This window comes from Bradyrhizobium sp. LTSP849 (genome assembly GCF_000938255.1).
Taxonomy (GTDB): Bacteria; Pseudomonadota; Alphaproteobacteria; order Rhizobiales; family Xanthobacteraceae; genus Bradyrhizobium.
Genome location: NZ_JYMR01000017.1, coordinates 142,547 through 168,352, shown reverse-complemented (window position 1 = coordinate 168,352; position 25,806 = coordinate 142,547). Strand labels below are relative to the sequence as shown.

The 25,806-nt window shown below is 64.3% G+C and carries 23 protein-coding genes; 8 read left to right on the top strand and 15 right to left on the bottom strand.

Annotated elements, in window-relative coordinates; translation table 11 throughout:
• Positions 1-125: 125 nt before the first annotated feature.
• Both UB31_RS39885 and UB31_RS13205 read right to left on the bottom strand, forming a co-directional pair.
• Positions 126-734 carry a DUF6338 family protein gene (locus UB31_RS39885; RefSeq protein ID WP_050044773.1) on the bottom strand — a complete coding sequence of 203 codons (609 nt, stop codon included), beginning with the start codon at positions 732-734 and terminating at the stop codon, positions 126-128.
• Positions 735-891: 157 nt separating this feature from the next.
• A complete protein-coding gene (locus UB31_RS13205) occupies positions 892-4,656 on the bottom strand; it encodes a vitamin B12-dependent ribonucleotide reductase (RefSeq protein WP_045011140.1) in 3,765 nt (1,254 codons plus the stop codon).
• 760 nt (positions 4,657-5,416) lie between these two features.
• Between UB31_RS13205 and UB31_RS13200 the strand changes: the two genes are divergently transcribed.
• Positions 5,417-6,313 carry a DMT family transporter gene (locus UB31_RS13200; RefSeq protein WP_045011139.1) on the top strand — a complete coding sequence of 299 codons (897 nt, stop codon included), beginning with the start codon at positions 5,417-5,419 and terminating at the stop codon, positions 6,311-6,313.
• Here UB31_RS13200 and UB31_RS13195 read toward each other — a convergent pair.
• On the bottom strand, positions 6,310-8,565 hold the full coding sequence (locus UB31_RS13195; RefSeq protein ID WP_045011138.1) for a CHASE3 domain-containing protein: 2,256 nt from the start codon (positions 8,563-8,565) through the stop codon (positions 6,310-6,312). The genes UB31_RS13200 and UB31_RS13195 overlap by 4 nt on opposite strands.
• On the bottom strand, positions 8,562-8,984 hold the full coding sequence (locus UB31_RS13190) for a response regulator (RefSeq protein ID WP_045000092.1): 423 nt from the start codon (positions 8,982-8,984) through the stop codon (positions 8,562-8,564). The genes UB31_RS13195 and UB31_RS13190 overlap by 4 nt, the downstream gene beginning before the upstream one ends.
• A 348-nt stretch (positions 8,985-9,332) precedes the next feature.
• On the opposite strand from UB31_RS13190, the gene UB31_RS13185 reads away from it, so the two are divergent.
• Positions 9,333-9,584, top strand: a complete 252-nt coding sequence (locus tag UB31_RS13185) for a hypothetical protein (RefSeq protein WP_045011137.1) — start codon at positions 9,333-9,335, stop codon at positions 9,582-9,584.
• A 99-nt stretch (positions 9,585-9,683) separates the two neighbouring features.
• Positions 9,684-10,823 carry a helix-turn-helix transcriptional regulator gene (locus tag UB31_RS13180; RefSeq protein WP_156175323.1) on the top strand — a complete coding sequence of 380 codons (1,140 nt, stop codon included), beginning with the start codon at positions 9,684-9,686 and terminating at the stop codon, positions 10,821-10,823.
• Between the two features lie 297 nt (positions 10,824-11,120).
• Here UB31_RS13180 and UB31_RS13175 read toward each other — a convergent pair whose 3' ends face one another.
• Positions 11,121-11,699: a BA14K family protein gene (locus UB31_RS13175; RefSeq protein ID WP_045011135.1), complete on the bottom strand. Its 579-nt coding sequence runs from the start codon at positions 11,697-11,699 to the stop codon at positions 11,121-11,123.
• 251 nt (positions 11,700-11,950) lie between these two features.
• Between UB31_RS13175 and UB31_RS13170 the strand changes: the two genes are divergently transcribed.
• Positions 11,951-12,361, top strand: coding sequence for an NADH:ubiquinone oxidoreductase subunit NDUFA12 (locus UB31_RS13170; RefSeq protein ID WP_045011134.1), 411 nt, complete (start codon positions 11,951-11,953; stop codon positions 12,359-12,361).
• 166 nt (positions 12,362-12,527) lie between these two features.
• Here the strand turns inward: UB31_RS13170 and UB31_RS13165 are convergent, their stop codons facing one another.
• Positions 12,528-12,950 (bottom strand): MarR family winged helix-turn-helix transcriptional regulator, encoded by a 423-nt coding sequence (locus tag UB31_RS13165; protein WP_045011133.1) that lies wholly within the window; start codon positions 12,948-12,950, stop codon positions 12,528-12,530.
• A gap of 97 nt (positions 12,951-13,047) precedes the next feature.
• On the opposite strand from UB31_RS13165, the gene UB31_RS13160 reads away from it, so the two are divergent.
• Entirely contained in the window at positions 13,048-13,449 is a 402-nt protein-coding gene (locus tag UB31_RS13160) for a VOC family protein (RefSeq protein WP_045000083.1), read from the top strand.
• A gap of 442 nt (positions 13,450-13,891) precedes the next feature.
• Here the strand turns inward: UB31_RS13160 and UB31_RS13155 are convergent, their stop codons facing one another.
• Positions 13,892-14,578 carry a DJ-1/PfpI family protein gene (locus UB31_RS13155; protein ID WP_045000082.1) on the bottom strand — a complete coding sequence of 229 codons (687 nt, stop codon included), beginning with the start codon at positions 14,576-14,578 and terminating at the stop codon, positions 13,892-13,894.
• A gap of 91 nt (positions 14,579-14,669) precedes the next feature.
• On the opposite strand from UB31_RS13155, the gene UB31_RS13150 reads away from it, so the two are divergent.
• Complete coding sequence (locus UB31_RS13150) at positions 14,670-15,611, top strand: GlxA family transcriptional regulator (RefSeq protein WP_045011175.1); 942 nt, start codon at positions 14,670-14,672, stop codon at positions 15,609-15,611.
• A 114-nt stretch (positions 15,612-15,725) separates the two neighbouring features.
• The gene (locus UB31_RS40425) at positions 15,726-16,499 is read left to right on the top strand and encodes a hypothetical protein (protein WP_245305983.1); all 774 of its coding nucleotides are present in this window, start codon (positions 15,726-15,728) and stop codon (positions 16,497-16,499) included.
• Positions 16,500-16,597: 98 nt separating this feature from the next.
• Here UB31_RS40425 and UB31_RS13145 read toward each other — a convergent pair whose 3' ends face one another.
• Both UB31_RS13145 and lipP1 read right to left on the bottom strand, forming a co-directional pair.
• Positions 16,598-17,614 carry a hypothetical protein gene (locus tag UB31_RS13145; RefSeq protein ID WP_045011132.1) on the bottom strand — a complete coding sequence of 339 codons (1,017 nt, stop codon included), beginning with the start codon at positions 17,612-17,614 and terminating at the stop codon, positions 16,598-16,600.
• 119 nt (positions 17,615-17,733) lie between these two features.
• Positions 17,734-18,681 (bottom strand): LipP1 family hormone-sensitive lipase, encoded by a 948-nt coding sequence (gene lipP1 / locus UB31_RS13140; protein WP_045011131.1) that lies wholly within the window; start codon positions 18,679-18,681, stop codon positions 17,734-17,736.
• 209 nt (positions 18,682-18,890) lie between these two features.
• Between lipP1 and UB31_RS13135 the strand changes: the two genes are divergently transcribed.
• The gene (locus UB31_RS13135; RefSeq protein WP_045011130.1) at positions 18,891-19,958 is read left to right on the top strand and encodes a DUF2155 domain-containing protein; all 1,068 of its coding nucleotides are present in this window, start codon (positions 18,891-18,893) and stop codon (positions 19,956-19,958) included.
• A 9-nt stretch (positions 19,959-19,967) separates the two neighbouring features.
• On the opposite strand, the gene aat is transcribed toward UB31_RS13135, so the two are convergent.
• The 6 genes from aat to accB form a co-directional block, all read right to left on the bottom strand.
• Positions 19,968-20,648: a leucyl/phenylalanyl-tRNA--protein transferase gene (gene aat, locus UB31_RS13130; protein ID WP_045001061.1), complete on the bottom strand. Its 681-nt coding sequence runs from the start codon at positions 20,646-20,648 to the stop codon at positions 19,968-19,970.
• 60 nt (positions 20,649-20,708) lie between these two features.
• Complete coding sequence (locus UB31_RS13125; protein WP_045011129.1) at positions 20,709-21,812, bottom strand: sensor histidine kinase; 1,104 nt, start codon at positions 21,810-21,812, stop codon at positions 20,709-20,711.
• On the bottom strand, positions 21,809-22,249 hold the full coding sequence (locus UB31_RS13120) for a response regulator (RefSeq protein ID WP_045000073.1): 441 nt from the start codon (positions 22,247-22,249) through the stop codon (positions 21,809-21,811). Before UB31_RS13120 ends, UB31_RS13125 begins: the two co-directional genes overlap by 4 nt.
• Complete coding sequence (locus tag UB31_RS13115; protein ID WP_045011128.1) at positions 22,246-23,763, bottom strand: sensor histidine kinase; 1,518 nt, start codon at positions 23,761-23,763, stop codon at positions 22,246-22,248. Before UB31_RS13115 ends, UB31_RS13120 begins: the two co-directional genes overlap by 4 nt.
• A gap of 110 nt (positions 23,764-23,873) precedes the next feature.
• Entirely contained in the window at positions 23,874-25,232 is a 1,359-nt protein-coding gene (gene accC / locus UB31_RS13110; RefSeq protein WP_045000069.1) for an acetyl-CoA carboxylase biotin carboxylase subunit, read from the bottom strand.
• Between the two features lie 76 nt (positions 25,233-25,308).
• Positions 25,309-25,800: an acetyl-CoA carboxylase biotin carboxyl carrier protein gene (gene accB / locus UB31_RS13105; protein ID WP_045000067.1), complete on the bottom strand. Its 492-nt coding sequence runs from the start codon at positions 25,798-25,800 to the stop codon at positions 25,309-25,311.
• Positions 25,801-25,806: the final 6 nt, after the last annotated feature.

The following is a 25,806-nucleotide window of genomic DNA, read 5'->3' as shown; positions in this document are numbered from 1 at the left end:
ATCCGCCAGCGGGCTGGTGACCGCTTTGAGGATTGAGAGGTTGATGGACGGAGGATGGTTGGTATCCCTTAGTCGCTACATTGGGGGTCGGTGCGGGCTTATAGCCGTCGTTCGTTTTAGACATTTCATGTTCCTTTAGGATTCCAGATTTGAACGTGCTTGATCTCTTTCGCCGGGATGAGGATGGCCTGCTGCTCGTTTCGCTTCTGCCAAGAGCCACCGTCCACGTCGTAAATTTCCTGGAGGAACAAGTCGCGCTCGGTCGGGTCTGACGATGCGAACGAGCGACCACCATAGATGCCGCCGACGGTGGACCCGTCTGAAAGGGTCACCATCACGAAATGGTCGCCTCGCAACCGAGCGAATGCGTAGTCCCAAGCTGCTGGCGTGGCGTGAACTGGATTGATCCGACAGAACTGGAGGAGCCGTCGGAATATGTCGTTCTGACCCAGAATGCCGAGTGCGAGGCCAACTGCGGCAGGTAGGAGGACGATCAGGCCGACCCAGGCAAAAACCTTTTGTCGGCCCGGGTCTCGGAACGAAAGTACGTATTCCACTACAGGGGCCGCCAGTCCGTAATAGAGAACAGTGACCGCCAAATATGCAACGATGCTTTCGGAAAGAGAGCGCATTCGGCCGGTGAAAAACTGGGCACGGACGAACGTGATGATCATCCCCGGAACCACAAAGGCCAGCACCAAATAGACCGATTCGACGCTCTTCAGGTCGGGCATTTGTCCATCCACCTTCGATGCGAGATGCACGGTTCGTTCGTCTTGGTACTTTCGCGGCGAAGCCAAAGCTCGCCGCGAAATCTCTCGTCTTTGTCGAATCCCAGAGGCTTTAGGGATATTTCTTCGGCGCCAATCCGGGCAGGGTACCTCCGAACTGTTAGCTACACCCCGTCGTGCTTCCACAAGTATCGCACTTCATGCACGTGCCATTCCGCACCAGCGTGAAGTTGCCGCACTCGCCGCACATCTCGCCTTCGTAGCCCTTGGCCTTGGCTTCCGCGCGGCGTTCGGCCTTGGAGGGCACCATGGTCTGCGCGGTGCCGGACTTGCTCCACTGGAGGGCTTCGAGCTTCTCCGTTGGCGAGAGGTCGTGGGCCACTTCCTGCTTCAGCGCGACTGCGCCTTCCAGGACGTCGCCGGCACGTCCTGCGCCGTGGGAGGCGAGTGACGTGACCTTGGAGCCGCCGCTCGGTGCGCTGTCATTTCCTTGCGCAACTGCAGCCGAGCCGCCGCGCATCACGACGAGGTTGTCGGTGCGGGAGCGGGTGAGGCCGCGCGACACCAGCTTGGACGCGCGGTGGCCGTGATCGTCCGGCTCCTTGCCTTCCTCGACGCCCTTGCCGAGCACGTCGAACCCGGTCTCGCTGGGATCGACGTGGGCGAGGTCGAAGCGGCTGAGATAGCTCACAGCCAGTTCGCGGAAGACGTAGTCGAGGATCGAGGTCGCGTACTTGATGCTGTCGTTGCCCTGCACGGGTCCCGCCGGCTCGAAGCGGGTGAAGGTGAAGGCGTCGACATATTCGTCGAGCGGCACGCCGTACTGGAGACCCAGCGAGACGGCGATGGCAAAATTGTTGATGAAGGAGCGCAGTGCCGCGCCTTCCTTGTGCATGTCGATGAAGATCTCGCCGATGCGGCCATCGTCATACTCGCCGGTGCGCAAGTAAACCTTGTGGCCGCCGACGACTGCCTTCTGGGTGTAGCCCTTGCGGCGATCCGGCATCTTCTCGCGCTCGCGCATCACGATGATGCGCTCGACCAGCTTTTCGACGATCTTTTCCGAGACCTGGGCGGTGCGCGCCGCCATCGGCTTCTCGTAGAGATTCTCGACCGCATCGTCCTCGTCCTCATCATCGCTGATGAGCTGCGAGTTGAGCGGCTGGGAGAGTTTTGAGCCGTCGCGATAGAGCGCGTTGGCCTTCAGCGCCAGTTTCCACGACAGCATGTAGGCGGACTTGCAGTCCTCCACCGTGGCGTCGTTCGGCATGTTGATGGTCTTGGAGATCGCGCCCGAGATGAACGGCTGCGCCGCCGCCATCATGCGGATGTGGCTCTCGACCGACAGATAGCGCTTGCCGATCTTGCCGCAGGGATTGGCGCAGTCGAACACCGGATAGTGCTCGGCCTTGAGGTGCGGAGCACCTTCCACCGTCATCGCGCCACAGATGTGGACGTTGGCCGCCTCGATCTCACGCTTGGTGAAGCCGACGGCCTGGAGCAGGTCGAAGCCGGGGGCCGCGATCGCCTCGGCACCGATGCCGAGCTGGTCGCGAATGAAATCCTCGCCAAAGGTCCATTTGTTGAAGGCGAACTTGATGTCGAAGGCGGTCGGCAGGGCCTTCTCGACCTTGGCGATGGCTTCATCCGTAAAGCCCTTGGCACGCAGCGTCGAGGCGTTGATGCCGGGGGCGTTGGAGAGCGAGCCGTGGCCGACGGCATAGGCCTCGATCTCCGCGATATCGCTCTCGCGATAGCCGAGCACGCGAAGCGCTGCCGGCACCGCCCGGTTGATGATCTTCCAGTAGCCGCCACCGGCCAGCTTCTTGAACTTCACCAGCGCAAAATCAGGCTCGATGCCGGTGGTGTCGCAATCCATCACCAGGCCGATCGTGCCCGTGGGCGCGATCACCGTGGTCTGGGCGTTGCGATAGCCGTGCTTCTCGCCGAGCTCGAGCGCCGCATCCCAGGCCGCCTGCGCATGCTTGACCATATCGGCCTGCGGGCAGGCGATCAGATCCATCGGCACCGGGTTGACCGAGAGCGCCTCGTAACCGTTGGACTGGCCGTGGGCGGCGCGGCGGTGGTTGCGGATCACGCGCAGCATGTGCGCGGCGTTCTTCTTGTAGCCGGGGAAGGTGCCGAGCTCGGAAGCCATCTCCGCCGAGGTCTTGTAGGTGATGCCGGTCATGATCGCGGTCAGCGCGCCGGCGATGGCACGGCCTTCCTTCGAGTCATAGGGCAGGCCCATGGTCATCAGCAGGCCGCCGATATTGGCATAGCCCAAGCCGAGCGTGCGGAACTCGTAGGAGAGCTCGGCGATCGCCTTCGACGGGAACTGCGCCATCATCACGGAGATTTCGAGCACGAGCGTCCAGAGCCGGCAGAGGTGCTCATAACCCTCGACGTCGAAACGCTTGGTCGGGATGTCGTAGAACGTCAGCAGGTTGGCGGAGGCGAGGTTGCACGCCGTGTCGTCCAGGAACATGTATTCCGAGCACGGATTGGAGGCGCGGATGTCGCCGGACGCCTTGCAGGTGTGCCAGTCGTTCATGGTGGTGTTGAAGTGCAGGCCGGGGTCGGCCGACGCCCAGGCGGCGTAGCCAATTTTTTCCCAGAGGTCGCGCGCCTTCAGCGTCTTGGTGATCTTCTTCGTCGTGCGTCCCACGAGATTCCAGTCGCCATCGGTTTCCACCGCGCGGAGGAAATCGTCCTTCAGCGAGACCGAGTTGTTGGAGTTCTGGCCGGACACCGTGAGATAGGCTTCCGAATCCCAGTCGGTATCATAGACGTCGAACTGGATGTCCTTGTAGCCCTGTTTTGCAAATTGGATGACCCGCTTGATGTAGTTGTCAGGCACGAGGCTGCGGCGCGCGAGCTTGATTTCCCGGCGCAGGGCAGGGTTCTTCTCCGGATCAAAACAATCGTCGCCCGAGCCTTCGCAGTTGACGCAGGCCTTCAGCACCGCCTTGAGGTGCTTCTGGTTGATCTTGGATCCGGTGACGAGAGCGGCAACCTTCTGCTCCTCCTTCACCTTCCAGTCGATATAGGTCTCGATATCAGGATGATCGGCGTCGACCACGACCATCTTGGCGGCGCGGCGGGTGGTGCCGCCCGACTTGATCGCGCCCGCAGCGCGGTCGCCGATCTTGAGGAAGCTCATCAGGCCCGACGAGCGGCCGCCGCCGGAGAGCTTTTCGCCTTCGCCGCGCAGGCGCGAGAAGTTGGAGCCGGTGCCGGAGCCATATTTGAACAGGCGCGCTTCGCGGACCCAGAGGTCCATGATGCCGCCCTCGTTGACGAGGTCGTCACCGACGCCCTGGATGAAGCAGGCGTGCGGCTGCGGATGCTCGTAGGCCGACTTCGACTTGGTCAGCTTGCCGGTGAAGGGGTCGACGTAATAATGGCCCTGGCCGGGACCGTCGATGCCATAGGCCCAGTGCAGACCGGTGTTGAACCATTGCGGCGAGTTCGGCGCGACCATCTGCTTGGTCAGCATGTAGCGGAGCTCGTCGTAGAAGGTCTGCGCGTCTTCGTCGGAGGTGAAATATTTGCCCTTCCAGCCCCAATAGGTCCAGCAGCCGGCCAGACGGTCGAACACCTGCTTTGACGAGAGCTCGCTGACATAGCGCTCCTTCTCGGGCAGGGCGGCCAAGGCTTCGGTGTCGGGCACGGAGCGCCACAGGAAAGAGGGGACGGATTCCTCCTCGACCTTCTTCAGGCGCGCGGCGACGCCGGCTTTGCGGAAGTATTTCTGGGCAAGAACGTCGGAGGCGACCTGCGACCATTCGGTCGGCACCTCGACGTTGTCCATTTTGAACACGACCGAGCCGTCGGGATTCCGGATCTCCGACGTGGTCAGCCGGAAATCGATCCCGGCGTAAGGTGACTGTCCCTGGGTGGTGTGGCGCCGCTCAATCCGCATGGTCTTGCCCCGTCCTTTATTTCGCCAGACCGCCTCCGCAAGGCGCCTGGGTCGCTATTTCGTTTCGCGAATCCTTCCGGGCCGTTTGGCCTTAAAGATTCGCAGTTCAAGCCGGTGGATCCGGCCCTGTTTCTCCCGGCGCGATGGCTTGGTGCGAGCACCTCACCTCTGCCGGCATGTCCACACCCATCCGCCCCAACGGGATGTGCGCGACATGCGTTCAACGCCTCAACGCTACATATTCAACCTTGCCGTCCGAGCCTGTTGCCGGCCCGTTCTGGCGCCCAGAAGATCCGCTGTTCGAGGGCAGACAAGCCCTCATCCCGCTGCCTTTGTCTGGCCTGGCGGAGTGATGTTTTGCGGACCCTTTGGGGGAGTGCCGGCGGGACGCAAACACACTCGCGCCGAACGGACCGAAAGCTAGGACTCTCCGTTGCGCCCGTCAAGAACTAGTGCGAGTTCCTGAATCAAATACTAAATATGGTGGATTGTGGGGGATAACAGGGGGCAAGCCCGCGCCTGTTGTGGGGGCAAGTATCGGTGAGTCCTGAAGGATTCGAAACCAAAAAAATTTGTCTCCCGTGACCATACGGAGGCTTCACCCCGCTGTTCACAGGGCAGGTATTTTTTTGGGCTACGGGGTTGCCTCGGCGGGACTCACGTAGGGGTACGGAAGGTGAGGGCAGGCATGCCCGCTCAGGTGGTGGTGCGGGGGGCGAATCCGCGCCAAGCTGACCGCGATTTTGCCGGACTACCCCACATGCTTGATTCGACTCAGCCGGTGCTGCGGCCGCGCATCGCACCGGCCGGCCTGATGTTCCTTGCCATCACCTCGGTGGGCTGGGGCTTCAACTGGCCGGTGACAAAGTTCCTGCTCGGCGAGCTGCCGCCGCTGACGCTGCGCGGGGTGACCGGCGTGCTCGGGGCGGTGCTGCTGGCGGCGCTCGCTCTGGTCCGCCGCGACAGCCTGAAGGTCCCGGCCGAGATCTGGCCGCGGCTCCTGGTCGCAGGCCTCCTCAACGTCACCGGCTGGATGGTGCTGATGGGGCTGGCGCTGCTCTGGCTGCCGGCGAGCGAGGCGGCGCTGATCGCCTACACCATGCCGGTCTGGGCCTCGCTGATCGCCTGGCCCGTGCTCGGCGAGCGGCCGACCGTGCTGCGGACCGTCGCGCTGGTGATGGCCTTTGCGGGATTGGCCTCGATCATGGGCGGCAACGGCTTTGCGGCCAGCCAAGCGAAGCTCCCCGGCATCATCATGGCGCTGGTCGGCGCGGCCGGCTTTGCGCTCGGCACGGTGCTCTTGAAGAAATACCCGATCCGCCTGCCGCCGATCACGGCGGCGGCCTGGCAGATCGGGCTCGGCTGCCTGCCGGTCGCGATCGTCGGCCTTGCCATCGAGACCTCGCATCTCGACCTGGTGACGCCGATCGGCTGGGGGCTGGTGGCCTATTCAACGGTGGTGCAGTTCTGCATCGCCTATGTCAGCTGGTTCGCCGCGCTATCGCGCCTGCCGGCCTCGGTGGCCGCGATCGGCACCATGGCGGTGCCGGTGATCGGCGTGGGGGCCTCGGCGATCGCCCTGCACGAGCCGCTGGGGCCGGGGCAGATCGCCGCGCTGATCTTCACGCTCGCTGGCGTGGTGCTGGCGACGCGTTAGCCCGTCATCCCGCCGCCGTTCAACGCCTTGCGGATCATCTCGGCGAGCTGGTTGCGACGGTAGGGTTTTGTCAAAAGCATCACGCCGTCGTCGAGCTTGCCGTGGTGGACGATGGCGTTGTCGGTGTAGCCGGAGGTGTAGAGCACCTTCACGCCTGGCCGGCGCTTCGCGATTTCCTCGGCGAGTTCGCGCCCGCTCATGCCGCCGGGGATGACGACGTCGGTGAAGAGGAGATCGAAGGCCTGGCCGGCCTCGATCAATTGCAGCGCAGCCTTGCTGTCGGCGGCGGCCACCGTCTGGTAGCCGAGGCTCTGGAGCTGCGCGGTGACGAAGTTGCGCACCAGCGTGTCGTCCTCGACGACGAAGATGGTCTCGACGCCGCCTGCGGCTTGCGGCGCGGCGGGGCTTGTGATCTCGGCCATGCCTTGGCCCGGCGGCAGATAGAGCTTGATCGTGGTGCCGTGGCCCTGCTCGCTGTAGATCTTGATGTGGCCGCCGGACTGCTTGACGAAGCCGTAGACCATGGAGAGGCCAAGGCCCGATCCCTTGCCGACCTCCTTGGTGGTGAAGAACGGCTCGAACGCCTTTTCCTGGACGTCCGGCGGCATGCCGGTGCCGGTGTCGCTGACGGCGAGCATCACGTAGGGGCCGGGCCGCACGTCAGGGTTCGCCTGCGCATACGCCTCGTCCAGCACGGCCCTGTGCGTCTCGAGCAGCAGCTTTCCGCCGTTCGGCATCGCGTCGCGGGCGTTGATCGCCATGTTGAGCACGGCGTTGGTCAGCCTGGACGGATCGATATGCGCCGTCATCGGCCCCTGTTCGAGGATGGTTTCGATCTGGATCTGCTCACCGAGAGTGGGACGCAGCAGTTTTGCGATGTCTGATATCGCGGCGTTGATCTCGACGTTGCGCGGCTGCAACGGTTGCCTGCGGGCAAAGGAGAGCAGGTGCTGGATCAGCTCGGCGCAGCGCTCGGCGGCATCGTCGATCAGGCGCGCCACGCGCTGGAGCTCGGGCTGCTGCTTCAGGCTCGCCACCAGCGTCTCGGTATTGCCGGAGATCACCGTCAGCATGTTGTTGAAGTCGTGCGCGACACCACCGGTCAGCTTGCCGATCGAGTCGAGCTTTTGCGACTGGTACAATTGCCGCTCGGTCTCGCGCGAGGCCGTCGCATCGTGATAGACCAGCACCGCGCCGGAGATCGCGCCTTGCGCGTCAAGCATCGGCCGGCCACTGATCATGAGATGTCGGGCCAGACCGCCGTCATGCGGGCGGACGATCATCTCGAGATCCTCGAACCTCTCGCCGCGCAGCACGCGCGCGGAAGGCAGTTCGGCCGGCTTGAGCGGCATGACGCCGTCGCCGTGAAAGACGTCGGATAGGGCGCGCAGATTGCGCAGGTTCATTCCTGCTCGATGCAGCAACATCCGTTCCGCAGCCGGATTGGACAACAGGACGTTGCCCTCGCTGTCGATCACCAGCACCGCCTCCGCCATGCTGCGGAACGTGCTCTGGAGCACGTTGACCGACAGGCGCAGCTCGTCATGCGCGGTGACGAGGTGTTCGGTGCGCTCGGCGACGGCCGCCTCGAGCACTTCCTTGGCGGCCTGCGTCTCGTGCAGCGAGCTCTGGAGCTGCACGGTGGTGCGCTGGCTCTCGCGCAAGAGCATGGCGACCAGCAGCAGGATCACCAGCGCGCCAATGACGTCGATGCCGAGCAGTACGATGCCGGTCCGGCGCGAGGCCGCTTCGCGGGCGGCGCGCAGCTTCTCTTCGCCCGCGGCCAGCCGATCCAGATTTCCCGTGAGCGTCTCCATCAGGCCGCGTCCCTCGCCGCGGTCTCTCAGCGCGTTGGAGCCCTCATTATCGCCATTCGTGCGCAGCCGAAGCGATTCGGCTGCGACCTCGATGCGCCGAAGGATGAGAGGCTCGGTCGCCTCCATCAGCGTCACCTGGTCGGGGTTGTCACGGATGGCAAGCCTGAGGTCGCCGAGCGCCGGTGCGATCTGGCCGCGGGCAGCCTGGAATTCGTCGATGAAGCCTGCCGTGCGGTAGATCTCGTAGCCGCGTAGCGCGCTCTCGGCGCGGCGGACCAGCAGGTGCACGTCCGAGATCTTCTTCAGCACCTCGACGGTGTGGTTGACCCAGGCCGCATCCGACCGCGACTTGACGTCGAGGCCGATCGAGGCGGCGGTGATGATCAGGAGGATGGCAAGTCCAGCACCGAGAATGACACGCTGCGAGGGGATCAAGGGGCTTCTTTCGTGTCCTTCGGCTGTGCACTCTCGCTGGGACCGGCGATGCATTCCCGGATCGTGGTCAATAGCGTTTCAGGCGTGAACGGCTTGCGCAGGCAGCGCGCCGCGCCGAGCTCCAGCGCCATGCGGAGAAAATCCGGGGAGGGCGAGGCGGACGAGGCGAAGGCGTAGCCGGACATGGCGATCAGCGGTATAGCCGGCGCGCGCTCGTGGAATATCCGGATGGATTCGAAGCCGCGCATATGCGGCATGAAGATGTCGACCAGCATCACGTCGAACGTCTGCGCTTCCAGCGCAGCCAGCCCCGTTTCGCCGCCATCGGTCAACGTGACGTCGAAGCCCTGACGTTGGAGGAGGACCTCGATGGTCGCGCCGACCATCGGATCGTCGTCTACCACGAGGATACGCGGCATGACATTTCCCAGCAAATCGAAGTCCCCACAGCCATCGGTGATATAGGTGAATCGTGCACCGGGTCAATTTTGGATTGGATCAAGGTGGATATGCACTGCGCAATGCATAGCCGGGTTGCGGGTTCCAAGCCTCACGGCCGGCGCCGGGGGCATCATAACCGCCTTGGCCGTCTGCGGGGGCATACGGCAGGGTGAATTTCGTCGGATTTCAATGACAAGTTGAGACAAATCCGCACGACCAGCGAAAGCAGCTCCGAGCATCGGAGTTACACGCGTGCCTCACCCAACGGGATGATGACGCGCAATCCGGGGCGACATATTGCAGAACCGTGTGTGGGAGGTTCCGCGATGACCAGACTCTCGCTTCATGGACTGCGCTCGTGGAAGGACGTGCAAGACCTGAACGAGGAAGATCGCTCGACATATCGGCGATGGGCGCGCCGTTCCTGCGCGGTCTATGCAATCGTTCTCGCCGTCTTGTTCGCCGGCTTCTGGATACATGACCGGAGCATGACGAGGGTTGCCGACCAAAACCACCCGGTCGGCATCAACGCGGCGCGCGATTTGCCGACGTCTCGAACGCTGGCCGTCACCCGATAGGGTGAGGCGTCCCATCGCCGGTCGCCATAAGATCACCTCACCTCCTTGGATCGCGCATGCAGCCGCGGGCTGGTGTCGAGTTCGGGCAGGGGGAGTGCGGTGACATTGTCCAGCGACCGGATCGAGAAGGTCCTCGACCTGATCTATGACGCGGCGGCCGAGAACGATCTATGGCCGCACGCGCTCACCGCGATCGCCGATCTGACACGCAGCGAGGGCGGCATCCTGTTCGGCCAGTCTTACACTGCCCAACGCATCTATTTCGATTTCAACGGACGCCTGAACGAAGAGTGCAACCGCGCCTACCAGGAGCGGCACATGCAGAATCCGTGGTCGCTGCACATGGAGCATCAGCCGACCGGGCGGCTGGTGATGTCCGATGAAGCGGTCTCGCTGGCGGAGCTTCAGGCATCCGCTTTCTACGACGAGGTGCTGCGGCCACAGGAGGTCGGGCACAACGGGATGATGGCGCTCGCGGCGCGCCAGGACTTTCGTGCCGCCTTCAACATGTGTCGCAGCGTGCGGCGGGGTCCGTTCGATCCCGACGAGCAGCGGCTTCTGGAATGGTTGTCTCCACATCTGTGCCGGTCGGTGACGCTCGGATTTCGGATCGACGGCTATCTGGCCATGCAGCAAGCAGCATTCAATATCCTCGACCGGCTGGCCGATGGTGTCATCGTGCTCGATCGCAAGGCGCACGTGCTGTTCGCCAATGTAACGTCACGCCGGATGGCGGAGGAGGGATCGTTGCGGCTGCATCAATCGATCGCGACCCATTCGCCAGCGCATTCGCAGCGGCTCAACGAATTGATCCGCGCGGCACTCCAGGGAGCCGCCGGTGGCACCATGAGCCTGCCGCGCAATCCCGATGGCCGGCTCCTGACAATTCTCGTCTCCTCGATCCGGAGCAAGGATCTCGGGCGGCTGTCGGACGCCGGCGTAAAGGATGCGGCGGTATTGTTGTTCGTCATCGATCCCGCCAACCGGCGATCGATCCCGCTCGAGCGGATCAGGGATGCGTATGGCCTTACGCACGCCGAGGCGCGGGTCGCGCTTGCAGCATCCTCCGGCAACACGATCCGCGAAACCGCGCAATCCCTCAGTCTCTCCCCGAACACCATCAAGACCCATCTGCGCCGCGTCTTCGCCAAGACTGCGACCGGGCGGCAAGCAGAGCTCGCCGGGCTGATCGCGGCGATCGGCAGCATGCGAGTCGGGGAAACGGATTCGGAGCGGTGATGTCGAGGCCATCGCGTGAGACCAATCGTCTCACATGCGTAGACACAGGCCGTTGCTCGTCCGACGCCGGATGAGCTTGCCGAGTTTGAACGGCTTGGTGCCACGGCGCCGCTCGACCAGGCGGGACAGCCGGCGTGGTCGTTCGAAGGAGAGCCGCTGACGGCCCGAGAGCGGCGGTGGCTCGAGTTGTACCGCAAGCTGGAGAACGGCAAGGACGCAGCCAAATCGAATGGGCGGCGCCGATAGTCACCGGCGCCGCCCAAGGATGACGTCATAGTTTACGTGCTTCGAGCCGGCTTACGGGCAGGGATGCCGCAGGCCGTCGTTGCCGAGATAGGTCCCGGATGCCGGGTCGTAAGACCGGAAGCGCTGGACGCAATATCCGGTGGCATCGCCACCGGAGTCGGGCACCACCGCCACTGACGGTTCGTCATAGTAGCTGTCGTCGGCGTAGTAGGAGGGATCGTTGTAATAACCGCCGCCGTAATAGGCGTAGGAGCCGAGCCCGCCGATCGCAGCACCCGCCGCGACGCCGGGCCAGAAGCCGCCACCGCCGTGGCGACGCCAGCCGCCGCCGCCATGCCAATTGTTGCCGGCTGCGAAGTTGCGGCCACCGCCGTTAAAGGCGGCTCCGCCACTCGGGCGCACTGCGGCGCCAGCTGCGAAATTACCGCCGCCACCACCCATCCGGGCACCACCGCCAAAGCCGCCGCCGCCCATCCGGGCGCCGCCACCTCCGAAGTGAGCTCCACCGCCACCGCCGAAGTGGCCGCCGCCACCGCCGTGACCGCCATGGCCCTGTGCGAAGCTCGGGGTCGCCATCGGCAGAACCAGCGCCAACGCTGCGGCGGCGCTCAATAATCTCAGACTGTTCATTTGCAACTCCTTTTCCTGGAAGCAAACCCTTTGAAAGGGCCAAATGTTCCTAGGATCACGCCGGTGTGCGTGTGAAAGGCAGATTTCCATGCGGCCGCTGTACCCGGCATGAACGGATCGCGTCGGTTTTGCAGCAGCCTCCGCGCCGGCGTCGCGGCGTTTGGCTTGTGTGGGGCGCGGCTGCGCCGGCCGAACTGGACATTTGACTGCCCGGGTGGCATCAGGACCCTACGAAGCAGGGCCCTTGGCGCATGAAACAGTTCTTCCTCAAAGTCTTCACCTGGTGGAATGGCCAGACCTTTGGCACCCAACTCTGGACCCGGCGGTACGGAGAGCTGGTCGGAGAGGACGAGCAGGGCAACCGCTACTACCGCACCCGCGGCGGCGCGATCGATCCGGCGCTCGGCTTCGAGCGGCGCTGGGTGATCTATAACGGCTATGCGGAAGCGAGCCGCATTCCGACAGGTTGGCACGGCTGGATGCATCACGTCGTCGATGTGCCGCCGACCGAGGAGAACTACCAGCCGCGCGAATGGCAGAAGCCGCATCAGCCGAACCCCACCGGGACGCCGAACGCCTATCGTCCCGAGGGCTCGACGCTCGCCAGCGGCAAGCGCCCCAAGGCGACCGGCGACTACCAGCCCTGGACGCCCGGAAGCTAGGGCGCGCACTCATAAACCCGCGCTGCACTTCGTATGAGGGCCGCTCTGCCTCTGATAGCGGCGCGTTGACGCACCTCACCCCAGGTCCTGGCGAGACGGGCAGCTTCTGGGCGAGCAGAAGGCGGAAGCTGAATGTCCGCTCTTTAAAGAAGCGATCGTTCGCTACTCAACGGAGCGCCTCGGCGTATCGTAGCAGCATCGCAGCGACGGCCTGGGGATCAAAAGGCGCCGAAGCGTTTCGTAGACGTTCTTCTGCATCGGCCACGATCCCGGTGGCCGCTTCCAATGCTCCACGACCTCTCGCCGTCAGCTCGGTCATTTGAACTCGTCCGTGTTCGGGATGGGGTGTCCGCGCGATGAGGCCTGCGCGTTCGAGTGCCACCAGGATTGCCTGCATCGTCTGCGGGGTCACAAAGGCACGGCGGGCGAGCGCGGCGTTCGAAGCACCCGCGTCGACCTCCAGAAAAGCGAGCACTGCATACTGGGGCGTGGTTAGCCCAATCTCCCGCAGTCCAGCGTCCAAGCGGGTGCGCAGTGCTTGTTGAGCCTGCTTCAATGCAAAGCCGATCGTTGCGTAGGGATCGCCCATCCGCGACCGACCCTCATGCCTTGACATATAAGGTTACCTTACATTATATCAGTCTACCTGATATTAAAGGCTTGCGAGGCACGAGGAAAGACCAGCCATGCCCCATCTGATCGGACCCGATTTTATCGGCATTCAAACTGAAGATCTCGACGCCGCCCGGACGTTCTATACCGAAGTCGTGGGGCTGAAGGTCGCCGCTGGCAGCCCACCAGGCGCCGTGGTGTTCGAAACCAAGCCGGTCCCGTTCGCCGTTCGCAAGCCCTTGGTCGACCTAAAGGAGACGGACAGGCTCGGCTTGGGCGTCGCTATCTGGTTCGGCTGCGATGACGCCGACGCGCTGCATGACCATCTTGTCGAGCACGGGACGCCAATCGTCTTCGCGCCGAAAGACGGGCCGTTTGGCCGTTACTTCGCGTTTCGCGACCCTTTTGGCTACACGATTACACCCCACACGGTCGCGCATCCTCAACATCCGGCGCACGTCAGCGGTGCGATATGAAACAAAGGCCCCTTCATCACTTTGATGGTGCCCTGTTCCCACTTTCTATGCATTCGCATCCGCATCCGCCGCTGTGGACAACGGGAACAGCGGGGATGGTGCATGCGCGGGCGTTGCGCTCGTGCGGGCAGTACGGCTCAATGATCCCATCTTACGGAGATGGGAGACCATCGCGTTCGGTTCGGGCCACAGTTCGCGACTGTCCCGAAATGCAGCGGCCGCCGACCAGGACTCGATCGGGAGATAGGCCCCCGGTCTGGAAGTTCCGAAATCGCCCGATGAGAATGTGCGCCGTCGTAAGACAGGAAAGGCCGCTTGGGAAACCGAGCGGCCTTTTTCTGTTCTAGGGCTGTGTGAATTACTCTCGTGTCCCGGCTCAGCGGCGCAGCGTTGCACGCTGCACCGCGTCCGGGACACGGACGTAGCGCTATGACCCGCGAAGCTACATCACCCGCGCTGCCGCGCGCTTGACCGCATCGAGACGGCGGACCTGGTTTGGCGCGATGCGCTCCTTCACCAGGGCCAGCACCTCGGCCGGTGCGGTGTCGGGCGAGCCTGCATTGAACGGCGGTGCGGGATTGTACTCGATACCGAGCTGGATCGCTTCCGCCGTGGTGCGGTCGACCAATATCGACACCAGCGTCAGCGCGAAATCAATCCCTGCGGTGACGCCGCCGCCGGTGACGCGGTTGCGGTCGATGCAGACGCGCGTCTTGGTCGGCGTCGCGCCGAACTGGCTCAGCATCTCCATCGCGCTCCAATGGGTGGCGGCGCGGTAGCCTTTCAACAGGCCGGCGGCACCGAGCGCCAGCGATCCCGTGCAGACCGAGGTGACGTATTTGGCGCCCTCGGCCTGCTTGCGCAGGAAACCGAGCACCTCCTCGTCATTGAGCAGGTCGTCGGTGCCGCGGCCGCCGGGCACGCAGATCACGTCGAGTTGCGGGCAATCCGCGAACGTCATGGTCGGTGTCAGCGTCAGCACGGAATCGCTCGGCACCGGCTCGATGCGTTTCCAGATCAGGTGCAGTTGCGCGCCGGGGAGGGACGAAAACACCTGCAAGGGGCCGGTGAAGTCGAGCTGGGTGACGCGCGGGAACATCAAAAGTCCGATCTGGAGCGGTTGCGACATGAGAGCCTCCAACTATGAGCTTGACGCCGGCAAACTGGCATGATGCCCTTGCGTCCAAAATGGCATAATTCCCTCATTTACGGACATGACCATGATTGGCGTCCTGATCTTCCCGGACTTCCAGCTGCTCGATGCGGCCGGCCCGATCTCGGTGTTCGAGATCGCGGCACGCGCCAGCGGCAGAACGACGCCCGGAATCCGGGTGCTGGCGCTGAAGGCGGGGCCGGTGCGCAGCTCGTCCGGCGTCGAGATGGTGGCGCGCGATTTCAAGTCGGCCAATGTGATCACGACGCTGGTCGTGGCGGGCGGTGCGGGCGTGACGGACGCGGCGCGCTGTCCGGCTACGCTCGCCTTCGTGCAGCGGCTGGCCAAGCGCGGCGTGCGGGTCGCCAGCGTCTGCTCGGGCGCCTACGTGCTGGCCGAAGCCGGTCTGCTCGACGGCCGCCGCGCCACCACGCATTGGGGCCGCACGCGCGATTTCGTCGCGCGCTATCCGAAGGTGAAGTTCGAGCCGGACCAGATTTTTACCCGCGACGGCAATGTGTGGACGTCGGCCGGCATTAGCGCCGGCATCGACCTCGCGCTCGCAATGGTCACCGAGGATCATGGCGAGGAGATCGCGCAACAGACCGCGCGCCAGCTCGTGCTCTACCATCGCCGCAGTGGAGGCCAGTCGCAATTCTCCTCGCTGCTGGAGTTGAAGACGCCGAATGGCCGCTTCGGTGCGCTGTTGTCCTGGGCGCGGGAAAATCTCGACGCGCCGCTGACGGTGGAGGATCTTGCCGATCGCGCCGGCATGAGCGCACGGCATTTCGCGCGCGCCTTTGCCGCCGAGACCGGCACGACGCCGTCGAAGGCGATCGAGCGCTTGCGGATCGAGGTCGCGCGCGAGCGCGTGCAGTCCTCGCGCGAGGCGATCGAGCTCGTGGCAGAGGCGACCGGCTTCCGCGATCCCGAGCGCATGCGCCGCGCCTTCATCCGCGCCTTCGGTCAGCCGCCGCAGGCGCTGCGGCGCGCAGCGCGGGCGGGGTAGGGTGGGCATCAAGCGGGGACGGCCCGCTCCCGGCGGGCAAAGCAGGCGCGCACATGTAGGCCCGGTGTTTCGCCTTTTGACCCGGAACGGACTTGTTCGATTTGTCCGATTCGAATGAAGCTCTTAATATTGCCGAAGGGCGCAGGCCATAGTGATGATGACAAGAGCATCGGAACCCAACGCAAGATTGCCATGATACGTGTCGCTCCAGCCGCGACGGCAGCACTTTTCTCGTGCGCGACAGCCTTAGCTGCTCCGCCGACATTTTCTTTGTCAGATAGTCCATCGCCAGACGGCCGATGCATCGGCGATAAGGGCGTTGGTGATCTGGATCGGTCCGAACAGGCGTGTCTGGAACAGGTCGGCGACCTGGCGCACCGCGTCGGACCCGGGCTGCAATTGAAATTCCGCAACGGGCTGACGCGGGTCTACGTCAACGAAGAGGCCAAATGTCAGAGTGACGCGGTCGAAGGTTGCATCACATACAAATTGACCGGATATTTCCCGAAGCACGATTTGACTCTGATCGAGGTCGGATATTGGGAAGGTGTGAGTTGGCTTCTAGTGCGCGCCGACACCGGGGCAGCATCGGAAATCGTTGCACCTCCGCACTATTCGCCGAGCACCGGCTGGCTGGTCTCCGTCGCTTCGAGCGTCGGACCATCGGGACCTCCTAATGGAGTCGATATTGTCTCATCCGCGTCCGATCCCTCTCTCAAAGAGTGGCACTACCGCGTTCCGGATGATGAATGGCTCTATGAATTTGCCGGCTGGGACGGCGACGATCGTGTGAAACTGTTTGCGACATCAACTGGGGCGCCCGCAAAACATCTAACCGCCTCTGTCGAGCGGCGGAGCGGCGAATGGCATCTTGTAGGACCAAAATAGAAGCCCCGCCACCTGTTGGTGCGTGGAGGAAGAATGAAGTCATGACCGATAGCGAACAAAAGCTCTTGGTGGCGCTTGTCCTGATGACGTGAGTGTGGTCACCCCGACGATGTCGTGCCGCCGGCCGCTGCGGTGCCCGAGGTTTGCACACGCGCCGTCAAGCGCCGTGCAATCGGAGTCAGAATGTACGGCGCAAGGTGGATCGGAAACTGCGTCAGCGCGAAGTAGAGCCACGTGGTCGGCGGCAGCGCGCCGGCGGTCGCGGCCAGCATCAAGCCCAAATTGCGCTGTGACACCATCAGCCCAAGCGCCAGCGCGCGCTCATGGCCGATGCGGCGGAAGAGCAGCGTCGTCACCGCAAGCAGTGTGAAATAGATCGCGAAGGCGAGAGCCGCGATGCCAATTGTGAACAGGGGATCGGCGACGAAGTCGTGCGCCACGTCGCCCATGATCGCGGACGCGAAGATCAAGAGGATGATGATGTTGAAGCCGTCGATCGGCCGCTTGTGGCGTTCGATCGCCTCAGCGCCGAAGATCCAGCGGATCATGGTCGCCGCGAACAGCGATATCGCGAGGATCCCGAGCAGTTTTGCGCCGAGCACAAGCGGTGAGATGCTGAGCATGCCGCCGAGAAACAGGCTCGCGAACAGCGACGCGGTGAACGGGACGACTGCTGTCCCGGTCACCAGCGTGACCAGGACGAGGGTGGCATCGAGCCCCATCAGCGCCGCGAGCGCTGGTGCTGCCATCATCGGCGAGGCCATGCTCTGGAGCATCAGTGCGAGGAAGAGCCCGGGGGCGCTTCTGTCGAGCCCGGTCGCGTGCGCAATCAGCCCGACGATCAGCGGCACGCCGATCGTGGTCCAGACCGTGGCGGTCGCAACCAGCGCCGGCCGGCGCAGATGGCCGTAGAGCGCCGCCAGATCGACCCGCATGAAGGAGATGCAGAGCAGGCCGAGGATCGCCTCGGTGACGTAGGGACGCAGCAGCGCGCCGAGCGGCGGCACTGCAACGGCGATGAACGCGACCGCCGCCACCGCGCGCGTGCCCTGGCCGCCGAGCCAGGTCAGGCCGCGGAGGGGAATGACGAAGAGATTTTCAAGAACGCGGAGCATCTCGGTCAGGGCATCGTCGGCGTGTAGCCCGGATGAGCGAAGCGATATCCGGGACAGGTATTTCGGAGGTGATGGTGGTCCCGCATGTCGCTTCGCTCATGCGGGCTACGGCATTAGCGTTAGTCTAATCCCTTCAGCCACGCGCCGATGTCGCTCACGGCGACGTTGGCCTCTCGCAACAGCTTGCCCATGGTGAAAAAGCCGTGGAACTGGCCGGGGAAGTGCTTGGTGGTGACGGGCACGCCAGCCTGCTTCAGGCGCGCGGCATACTCATCGCCCTCGTCGCGCAGCGGATCGGCGCCGGCGGTCAGCACATAGGCGGGCGGCAGGCCGACCAGCGTTGTCGCGCGCGCCGGCGAAGCGCGCCAGTCGTGGATGTCGGCGGTGCCGTTGAGATAGTGGTCGCGGAACCAGAGGATCACCGAATGCGTGAGCAGCACGCTGGTCTCGGGCTCACTGTGGGAGCCGTGTGTCATGGCGAAATCGACGGCGGGATAGATCAGCACCTGGCCCGCAATCTTGGGGCCGTTGCCGTCGCGTGCGGCAAGCGCTGTGACCGCGGCCAGATTGCCGCCGGCGCTGTCGCCGCCGATCGAGAGACGCGATGCGTCGATGCCGAGCTCGCGCGCATTCGCGGCGACCCATTTGGTCGCGGCGATCGCATCGTCGGTTGCCGCGGGAAATTTGTGCTCGGGTGCGAGCCGATAATCGACGGAGATGACGATCAATGCGCCGGCATCGGCAAGCTGGCGGCATACGACGTCATGGGAGTCGAGATCGCCGATCACCCAGCCGCCGCCGTGGAAGAACACCAGCGCGGGCGCCAAGCCGTTCTTGAGGCGCGGCTCCTTCGGCACATAAATCCGCGCGGGAATCACCCCGTGCGATGCCGGGATCGACAGCGGTGCGACGCGCGCAAGTTCCAGCGGCTCGGGGTTGGTGGCAAAGCGCGCCTGCGAATAATAGTCGCGCGCTTCCGGTGCGGTCAGGGTCTCGTAGGCGGGCCGACCGGCCTCCTGGAACGCCTTGTAAACGGCGGCGGCATCGGGATCGAGCACGACGGGCATGGCGGAGAGGTCCCTGCGGTTTCTGGTTCTGGTTGGACGTCGTTTCCGGACGGCGATGCCCGCCTCGGCCCCGGGGAGGAGCCTTCGGACTATCCCATCCGGCCGCTGGCCTGTCACGCCGGCGGCGGGCAGGGCTTGGATGCCGCCCTTTCCCCGCCGTATTCGCCGTGTTAACCGGAGGGCCTGCGAGCGGCGGTATCCCCTGTAGAATGTCCAACGAACCCGATTCGCTGTTGAAGCCGCGCGAGATTATGTTTCGAACCATTACCCTGACAGGTCTTGCGGCGCTTTTGGCCGCCACCGCGCTGACGGCTGCGACGCCTGTGCAGGCGCAGATCGGCACGATTTTCTCCGATCCGCCGCCGCTGCGGCCGCCGGGGAGCATCCCTCGTGGCGGGCAGCCGCAACCGCAGCCAACTCCCGACGACGACGAAGAGGTGCCGGAACTGCCGCCGCAGGGCCGCGTGCTGCCGTCGCGTCCCATCCCGCCGCCGAGCCGGCAGGGCAATGTGATGCCGGGTCCGGTCGAGACCCAGCCGCTGGCCCCGCCGCCGGGCTCAACCGTCGCCCCGCCGAACCAGCCGCCGTCGGTGGCGGTTGCGCCGCCCAATCCGCAAAACGCGCCGCAGCCGGGAGCCGCTCCCGGAGCCCCTGGCCAGCGCCAGCCCCAGCAGAAGGGCGGGACGCAGCAGGGCGCCATACCGCAGGCGCCGGCCAGCCTCCAGCCCGGCGACGAGGTCGTCACCGAGCCGCCGGCCCAGAAGATCGTGAACAAGAAGGCGACCTTCTCGGGCCTGGACAAGATCACCGGGCGCATCATCAATTTCGACGAGGAAATCGGCGAGACCGTGCAGTTCGGCGCGCTGCGCGTGAAGACCGATGCCTGCTACACGCGGCCGGCCACGGAAGCCACCAACACCGATGCCTTTGTCGAGGTCGACGAGATCACCTTGCAGGGCGAGGTGAAGCGGATCTTCTCAGGCTGGATGTATGCCGCGAGCCCCGGCCTGCACGGCGTCGAGCACCCGATCTACGACATCTGGCTGACCGACTGCAAAGAGCCGCAGCAGACCATTGCGACCGCCGCCCCCGATCCCGCGACCAAGCCCGCGCCGCCACCGCCGCCTCCGGCGCAGAAGAAGGCCGCGCCCAAGCAAGCCGTGCAGCAGCAGCGTCCGCCGCAGCCGTTGCCGCCGCCGCAGCAGCAACCGGACCCGCCGCCTCCGCCACCACGGCAGCAGCCGGGCCTGTTCGGCTTCCCGGGGTTCGGCCGATAATCCCTCTGATTATTGCCGCGAGGCGATGATTTCGAGCGCGCGTGCGCCGGGGATCGCATCGCCGGCGGACAGTCTGAGGAAATCGCCGGGCTCGCCGGCGAGCGCCTTGTCGAGCAGGCCGGTGTAGCGCCGCCGCGAAATCTCCGCCGCACCAAAGCTCTTCAGATGCTCGGTGACATATTGCGTGTCGAGCAGCTCGAAACCGCCATGGATGAGCCGTGCGACAAGATGCACCAGCGCGACCTTGGACGCGTCGCGCGCGGTGTGGAACATGCTCTCGCCGAAGAAGGCACGCCCCAGGCTGACGCCATAGAGGCCGCCGACGAGATCGTCACCCTGCCAAGCCTCGACGCTGTGGCAATGGCCGAGCTCGTGCAGGCCGCCATAGAGGTCGCGGATGCGCTTGTTGATCCAGGTGTCTTCGCGTCCGGCCTGCGGCGCGGCGCAGCCGGCGATGGTCGCCTTGAACGCGGTGTTGACGGTGACGCGAAGCGCATCCGAACGCACGGTGCGGGCAAGCCGCGAGGCCACGCGAAAACCTTCCAGCGGGATCACGCCGCGCATTTCCGGCTCGACCCAGAACAGGGTCGGATCATCGGCGCTCTCGGCCATCGGAAAGATGCCGCAGGCATAGGCGCGCAGCAGCACGGCCGGCGTGATTTCAGACGAGGCAGAGTCGCGTGAAGTCATGGTGAACGACAATAGCAGGATCGCGATGCGCGTGCGATGGGGGCGATTGCTGGGCGAGGATCAACCCGCCGCGGCGCTGTTCGCCTTGCCGGGCGCAGCGGGCACGCCGCGGAACCTCAGAGTGATGCGTGTTCCGGAATGTGCGGGATCGCGCTCGACGGAGGCATCGAGCTTGGAGGCCATGGCCGCGACGATGCGCTGGCCCATGCCGGTCGAGCGCGGATCGGCCTTGACGTTGTCACCGACCCCGTCGTCCGTGATCGACAGCAGGAGATCATCGCCCTGCGAGGTCAACTCGACATGGATCGGGCCGGCACCGTCTGGATAGGCGTATTTCACCGCATTCATCACCAGTTCGTTGACGATGATGCCGACGGCGACCGCACGGTCCGGGTCAATCTCGACCGCTTCGGCCTTCACCGTCAGGCGCGACATTCGGTTGCCTTCGGCCGAGCGGCGCAGATCCTCCAGCAACGCGTCCAGATACTGGTTGAGCATCACGCTCTTCAGATCCTGCGAGGTATAGAGGCGGCGGTGCACCTGGGCGACCGCGGCGACGCGGCCCATCGCATTGGTCAGCGCGGCCTTGACCTCTTCCTGCCCGGCCGAGCTTGCCTGCAAGTGCAGGAGCGAGGCGATGATCTGGAGCGAGTTGCCGACGCGGTGGTTGACCTCGCGCAGCAGGAGTTCGCGCTCGGCGGCCAGCGCCGCGTAGCGGTCGCGCGAGGCGTGAACCTCGGCTTCGGCTTCGTCGCGCGCCTTCTGCAATGCGGCCTGGCGCAGCGCGCCTTCGGCCGCGACGTGCAGCAGCGGAATGAAGTCGCCCTTGACGTCCTTGACCAGATAGTCGGCCGCACCCGCCTTCAGCGCGGTGACGGCGATGCTGGAATCCTGCGACGCCGTGACGAAGACCACCGGCGGGGCATCCGGGATCGCCATGATCTGTTCGAGCGTCTCGAGCCCGTCGAGGCCGGGCATGTACTGATCGAGCGCTACGACATCGATGCAGCCGTCCGTCTCCGCGCGGCGGATACGATCGAGGCCTTCCTCGCCGCTCGCGGCATGGATGACCTTGTAGCCGCGCCGCGTCAGGCCGCGGTCGACCAGGCGCGCAAGCGCGCCGTCGTCGTCGATATAGAGCAATGTCGGTGTGCGCTGGTTCATGTGGCGGCGGGCGGGACCTGAATGACCGAGAAGAACAGGCCAAGCTGCCGGATGGCGTTGGCGAAATTCTCGTAGTTGACGGGTTTTGTGATGTAGACGTTGCAGCCTAGCTCGTAGCAGCGCTTGATCTCCTGGGAGTCGTCGGTCGTGGTCAGCACCACCACGGGCGACGCCTTGAGATATTTGTTTTCCTTGATCTGCTTCAGGATATCGATCCCGCTCATATCGGGCAGGTTGAGGTCGAGCAGGATCAGGAGGGCATTGCCCTTTTGAACAAGCCCGCTGCCGTCGGCGCCGAACAGGTGCTTCATCGCATCGGTGCCGTTGGTGAACGAGATGATCTCGTTGTTCACGCCAGAACGACGGATGTTGCGCTCGATCAGCCGGGCGTGTCCCTCGTCGTCCTCGATCATGATGATGCTGACAGGCTGGGTCATCGATCTGCGTTCCGGTTGCTGGTGTTCCAGGTGATCGGCAGCGTGATCGTGAAGGTGCTGCCTGTATTCAGTTCCGACGATACCGACATGGTGCCGCCGAGACGACGCACAAGTGCACGGACATGTGCAAGACCTATCCCCTGGCCGGGCTTGTCCTGGGTTCCCGCACGGCGAAACAGGTCGAAAATCCGCTGATGATCCTTCGGATCGATGCCGCGGCCGTTATCGCTGATTTCGAAGATAGCGTAGCCGAGCTTGGTGCGCCCGCGAATTCTGACGTCGCCGGGCACTCCGATCTTGAGATACTTAATCGCATTGTCGATCAGATTGGAGAATACCTGCTCGAGCGCAAGGCGGTCGCTGATGATATTCGGCAGGGGGGCGATGTGGATCTCGGCCTGGGCTTCGGCCGCCTGGTGCGCCAGCGTTGACACGATGGTCTCGATCAACTCGCGCGTGTCGATCTTGACGGGTTCGAATTCGCGCCGGCCCTCGCGCGTGAGGTTGAGGATCGCCGAGATCAGTCGGTCCATCTTGGCGATCGACGACTTGATGAAACCGAGAGCTTCGGAAAAATCACCCGAAAGCTGCCTGTCGGGGTCTTCGAGCCTGACCTCACCAGAGGGCAGCGGCGGCCCATCAGCCGGGACATGGGTGAGGCCGCCGATGCGACGGAAAATGTCGCCGCCGAGCTCTTCGAGCTCGCTGGTGAAGCCCATGATGTTGATCAGTGGCGAGCGCAGGTCATGGCTGACGATATAGGCGAAGCGCTGGATCTCGTCGTTGGCCTCGCGCAGGTCTGCGGTGCGCTCGTCGACGGTCGCCTCCAGATTGAGATTGGCATCCCGCAAGCGTAGCTCGGCGTCGTCGCGGGCGCGTGCGGAGCGCCGCACCAGCCAGATCGAGATCAACGTCAGCAGCACGACAAGGCCGGAGCCGATGCCGGTCATCGACGCGGCGAGCGTCTGGCTGCGGTCGGCGTTCGTCGAGCGCAGCCGAAACAGTCCCTCTTCTTCCTGGATCATTGCGCCTGCGACACTGCCAATTGCGGAGGTGGTATTGGCAGCGGCGGCCTCGCGGACCATCGCGATGGCCTTGTCCGGCTGGCTCTGCCGGACGAAGTCCATTTCCTGGGCGAATTGGCCAAGCCGGGTCTCGATCGCCGCGCTCAGTTTCTCGATGTTGTCGCGTTGCGCCGGATTGTCGCCGGTCAGACGCGTGATCCTGTCGAGGACGGGTATGATGGCCGCCACGGCCTTGTCATGGTCAGTCTTGAAATCCGCACTGTGCGTCAGGAGAAACCCGCGCGCGCCGCTTTCGGCGCGCCGGATTTCGAGCAGCAGCGCATTGATCTGGTTCTCCACCTCGAGGGTGTGAACCACCCATTTGCTGTCGTCGCGGGCCTTGTTGACGAGATAGACGGAGCCGGCGCTGATCACGGTCAGCACCAGAAGTCCTGCCGCGAACAGTAGGATCTGCCAAAATGTGCGCCGCCGCTGTTCCCCAGCCGTCACGACGGTCTCGCCTTGTTAGGTGTCGCGGAGTTCAAAACGTCCCCTTGGAACAGTCCCCAAACGTCCATAATGCGATTGGAGACAAAGGGTTCCATAGGGTGAGGTGAGAATTATTTGGCGGTCGGTTCCGTCTGGCCGGCCAGATACTGTTCGAGCCAATGGATATGGTAGTCGCCGTCGATGATGGCGGGCTGGCGCACCAGGTCGCGGAACAGCGGCAGTGTGGTCTCGATGCCCTCCACCACCATCTCGTCCAGCGCCCGGCGCAGCCGCATCAGGCACTCGGCGCGGGTCTTGCCGTGGACGATCAGCTTGCCAACCAGCGAGTCGTAATAGGGCGGGATGGTGTAGCCCTGATAGACCGCGGAATCGATGCGCACACCGAGCCCGCCCGGCGGGTGATATTGCGTGATCCGACCCGGTGAGGGACGGAAGGTCTGCGGGTTCTCGGCATTGATGCGGCATTCGATCGCATGGCCGATGATCTGGATCTCGCTCTGCTTGGCCGGCAGCTCGCCGCCGGCGGCGATGCGGATCTGCTCCAGCACGAGATCGATGTCGGTGATGCTCTCGGTGACGGGATGCTCGACCTGGATGCGGGTGTTCATCTCGATGAAGTAGAACTCGCCGTCCTCGAACAGGAATTCAATGGTGCCGACGCCGAGATATTTCATCTCGCGCATCGCTTTCGCGCAGGTCTCGCCGATCTTGGCCCGCGCGGCTGCTGCGAGCACCGGCGAGGGGCCTTCCTCCCAGACCTTCTGGTGACGGCGCTGGAGCGAACAGTCGCGCTCGCCGAGATGGATCGCGCCGCCACGGCCGTCGCCGAGAATCTGGATTTCGATATGGCGTGGCTTCTGGAGGTATTTTTCCAGATAGACCGAGGCGTCGCCGAAGGCGGATTTCGCCTCATTGGCCGCCGTCGACAGCGCCACCTGAAGGTCCGCCTCGCTCTGCGCGACCTTCATGCCGCGGCCGCCGCCGCCGGCTGCAGCCTTCACCAGCACGGGAAAACCGATCTTCCTGGCGATCGCCATCGCGTCGTCACTGGGGCCGACCCCGCCGTCGGAGCCGGGCACCACGGGGATGCCGAGCTTCTTGGCGGTCTTCTTGGCCTCGATCTTGTCGCCCATCAGGCGGATATGCTCGGCCTTGGGACCGATGAAATGCAGATTGTGCTCGCCAAGGATTTCGGCGAAGCGGGCGTTCTCCGAAAGAAAGCCGTAGCCGGGATGCACCGCGTCCGCGCCGGTGATCTCGCAGGCCGCGAGAAGCGCGGGCACGTTGAGATAGCTGTCCTTCGACGGCGGCGGCCCGATGCACACGCTCTCATCCGACAGACGCACATGCATGGCGTCGGCGTCGGCGGTGGAGTGCACGGCGACGGTCGCGATCCCGAGCTCCTTGCAGGCCCGCAGGATGCGAAGGGCGATCTCGCCGCGATTGGCTATGAGGATCTTGTCGAACATGGTGTCCTTAAGGGACGAATGGCGCGCGGAAAGCGGCGAGGGCGGCTGCGCCGCCCCAAGCCTTTACTGAATGCCGTTACTCAATGATCACCAAGGGCTCGCCATACTCGACGGGCTGGCCGTCCTCGACCAGGATCTGGGTCACCGTGCCGGCGCGCGGCGAGGGGATCTGGTTCATGGTCTTCATGGCTTCGATGATGAGCAGGTTCTGGCCGACCGAGACCTTCGAGCCGACCTCGATGAACGGTTTTGCACCCGGCTCCGGCGCCCAATAGGCGGTGCCCACCATCGGCGAGGTCACTGCGCCCGGATGCTTTGACATGTCTGCCGCAGCAGCCGCAGGTGCGGCGGCCGTCGCAGTGACCGGCACGGGGGCCGCATACGCCATCGGCGCGGGCATGGTCGCGGCAACGCTGATGTTGCGGGCGACGCGCAGGCGCAGGCCCGCACGTTCGATCTCGATCTCGGTGAGGCTGGTTTCATCGAGCAGAAGTGCGAGTTCGCGGACGAGCGCGGAATCCTCGCTGGAAAACTTTGCGGCTGCTTTGTCGTCTGGCTGGCGCGCCATGTTCTT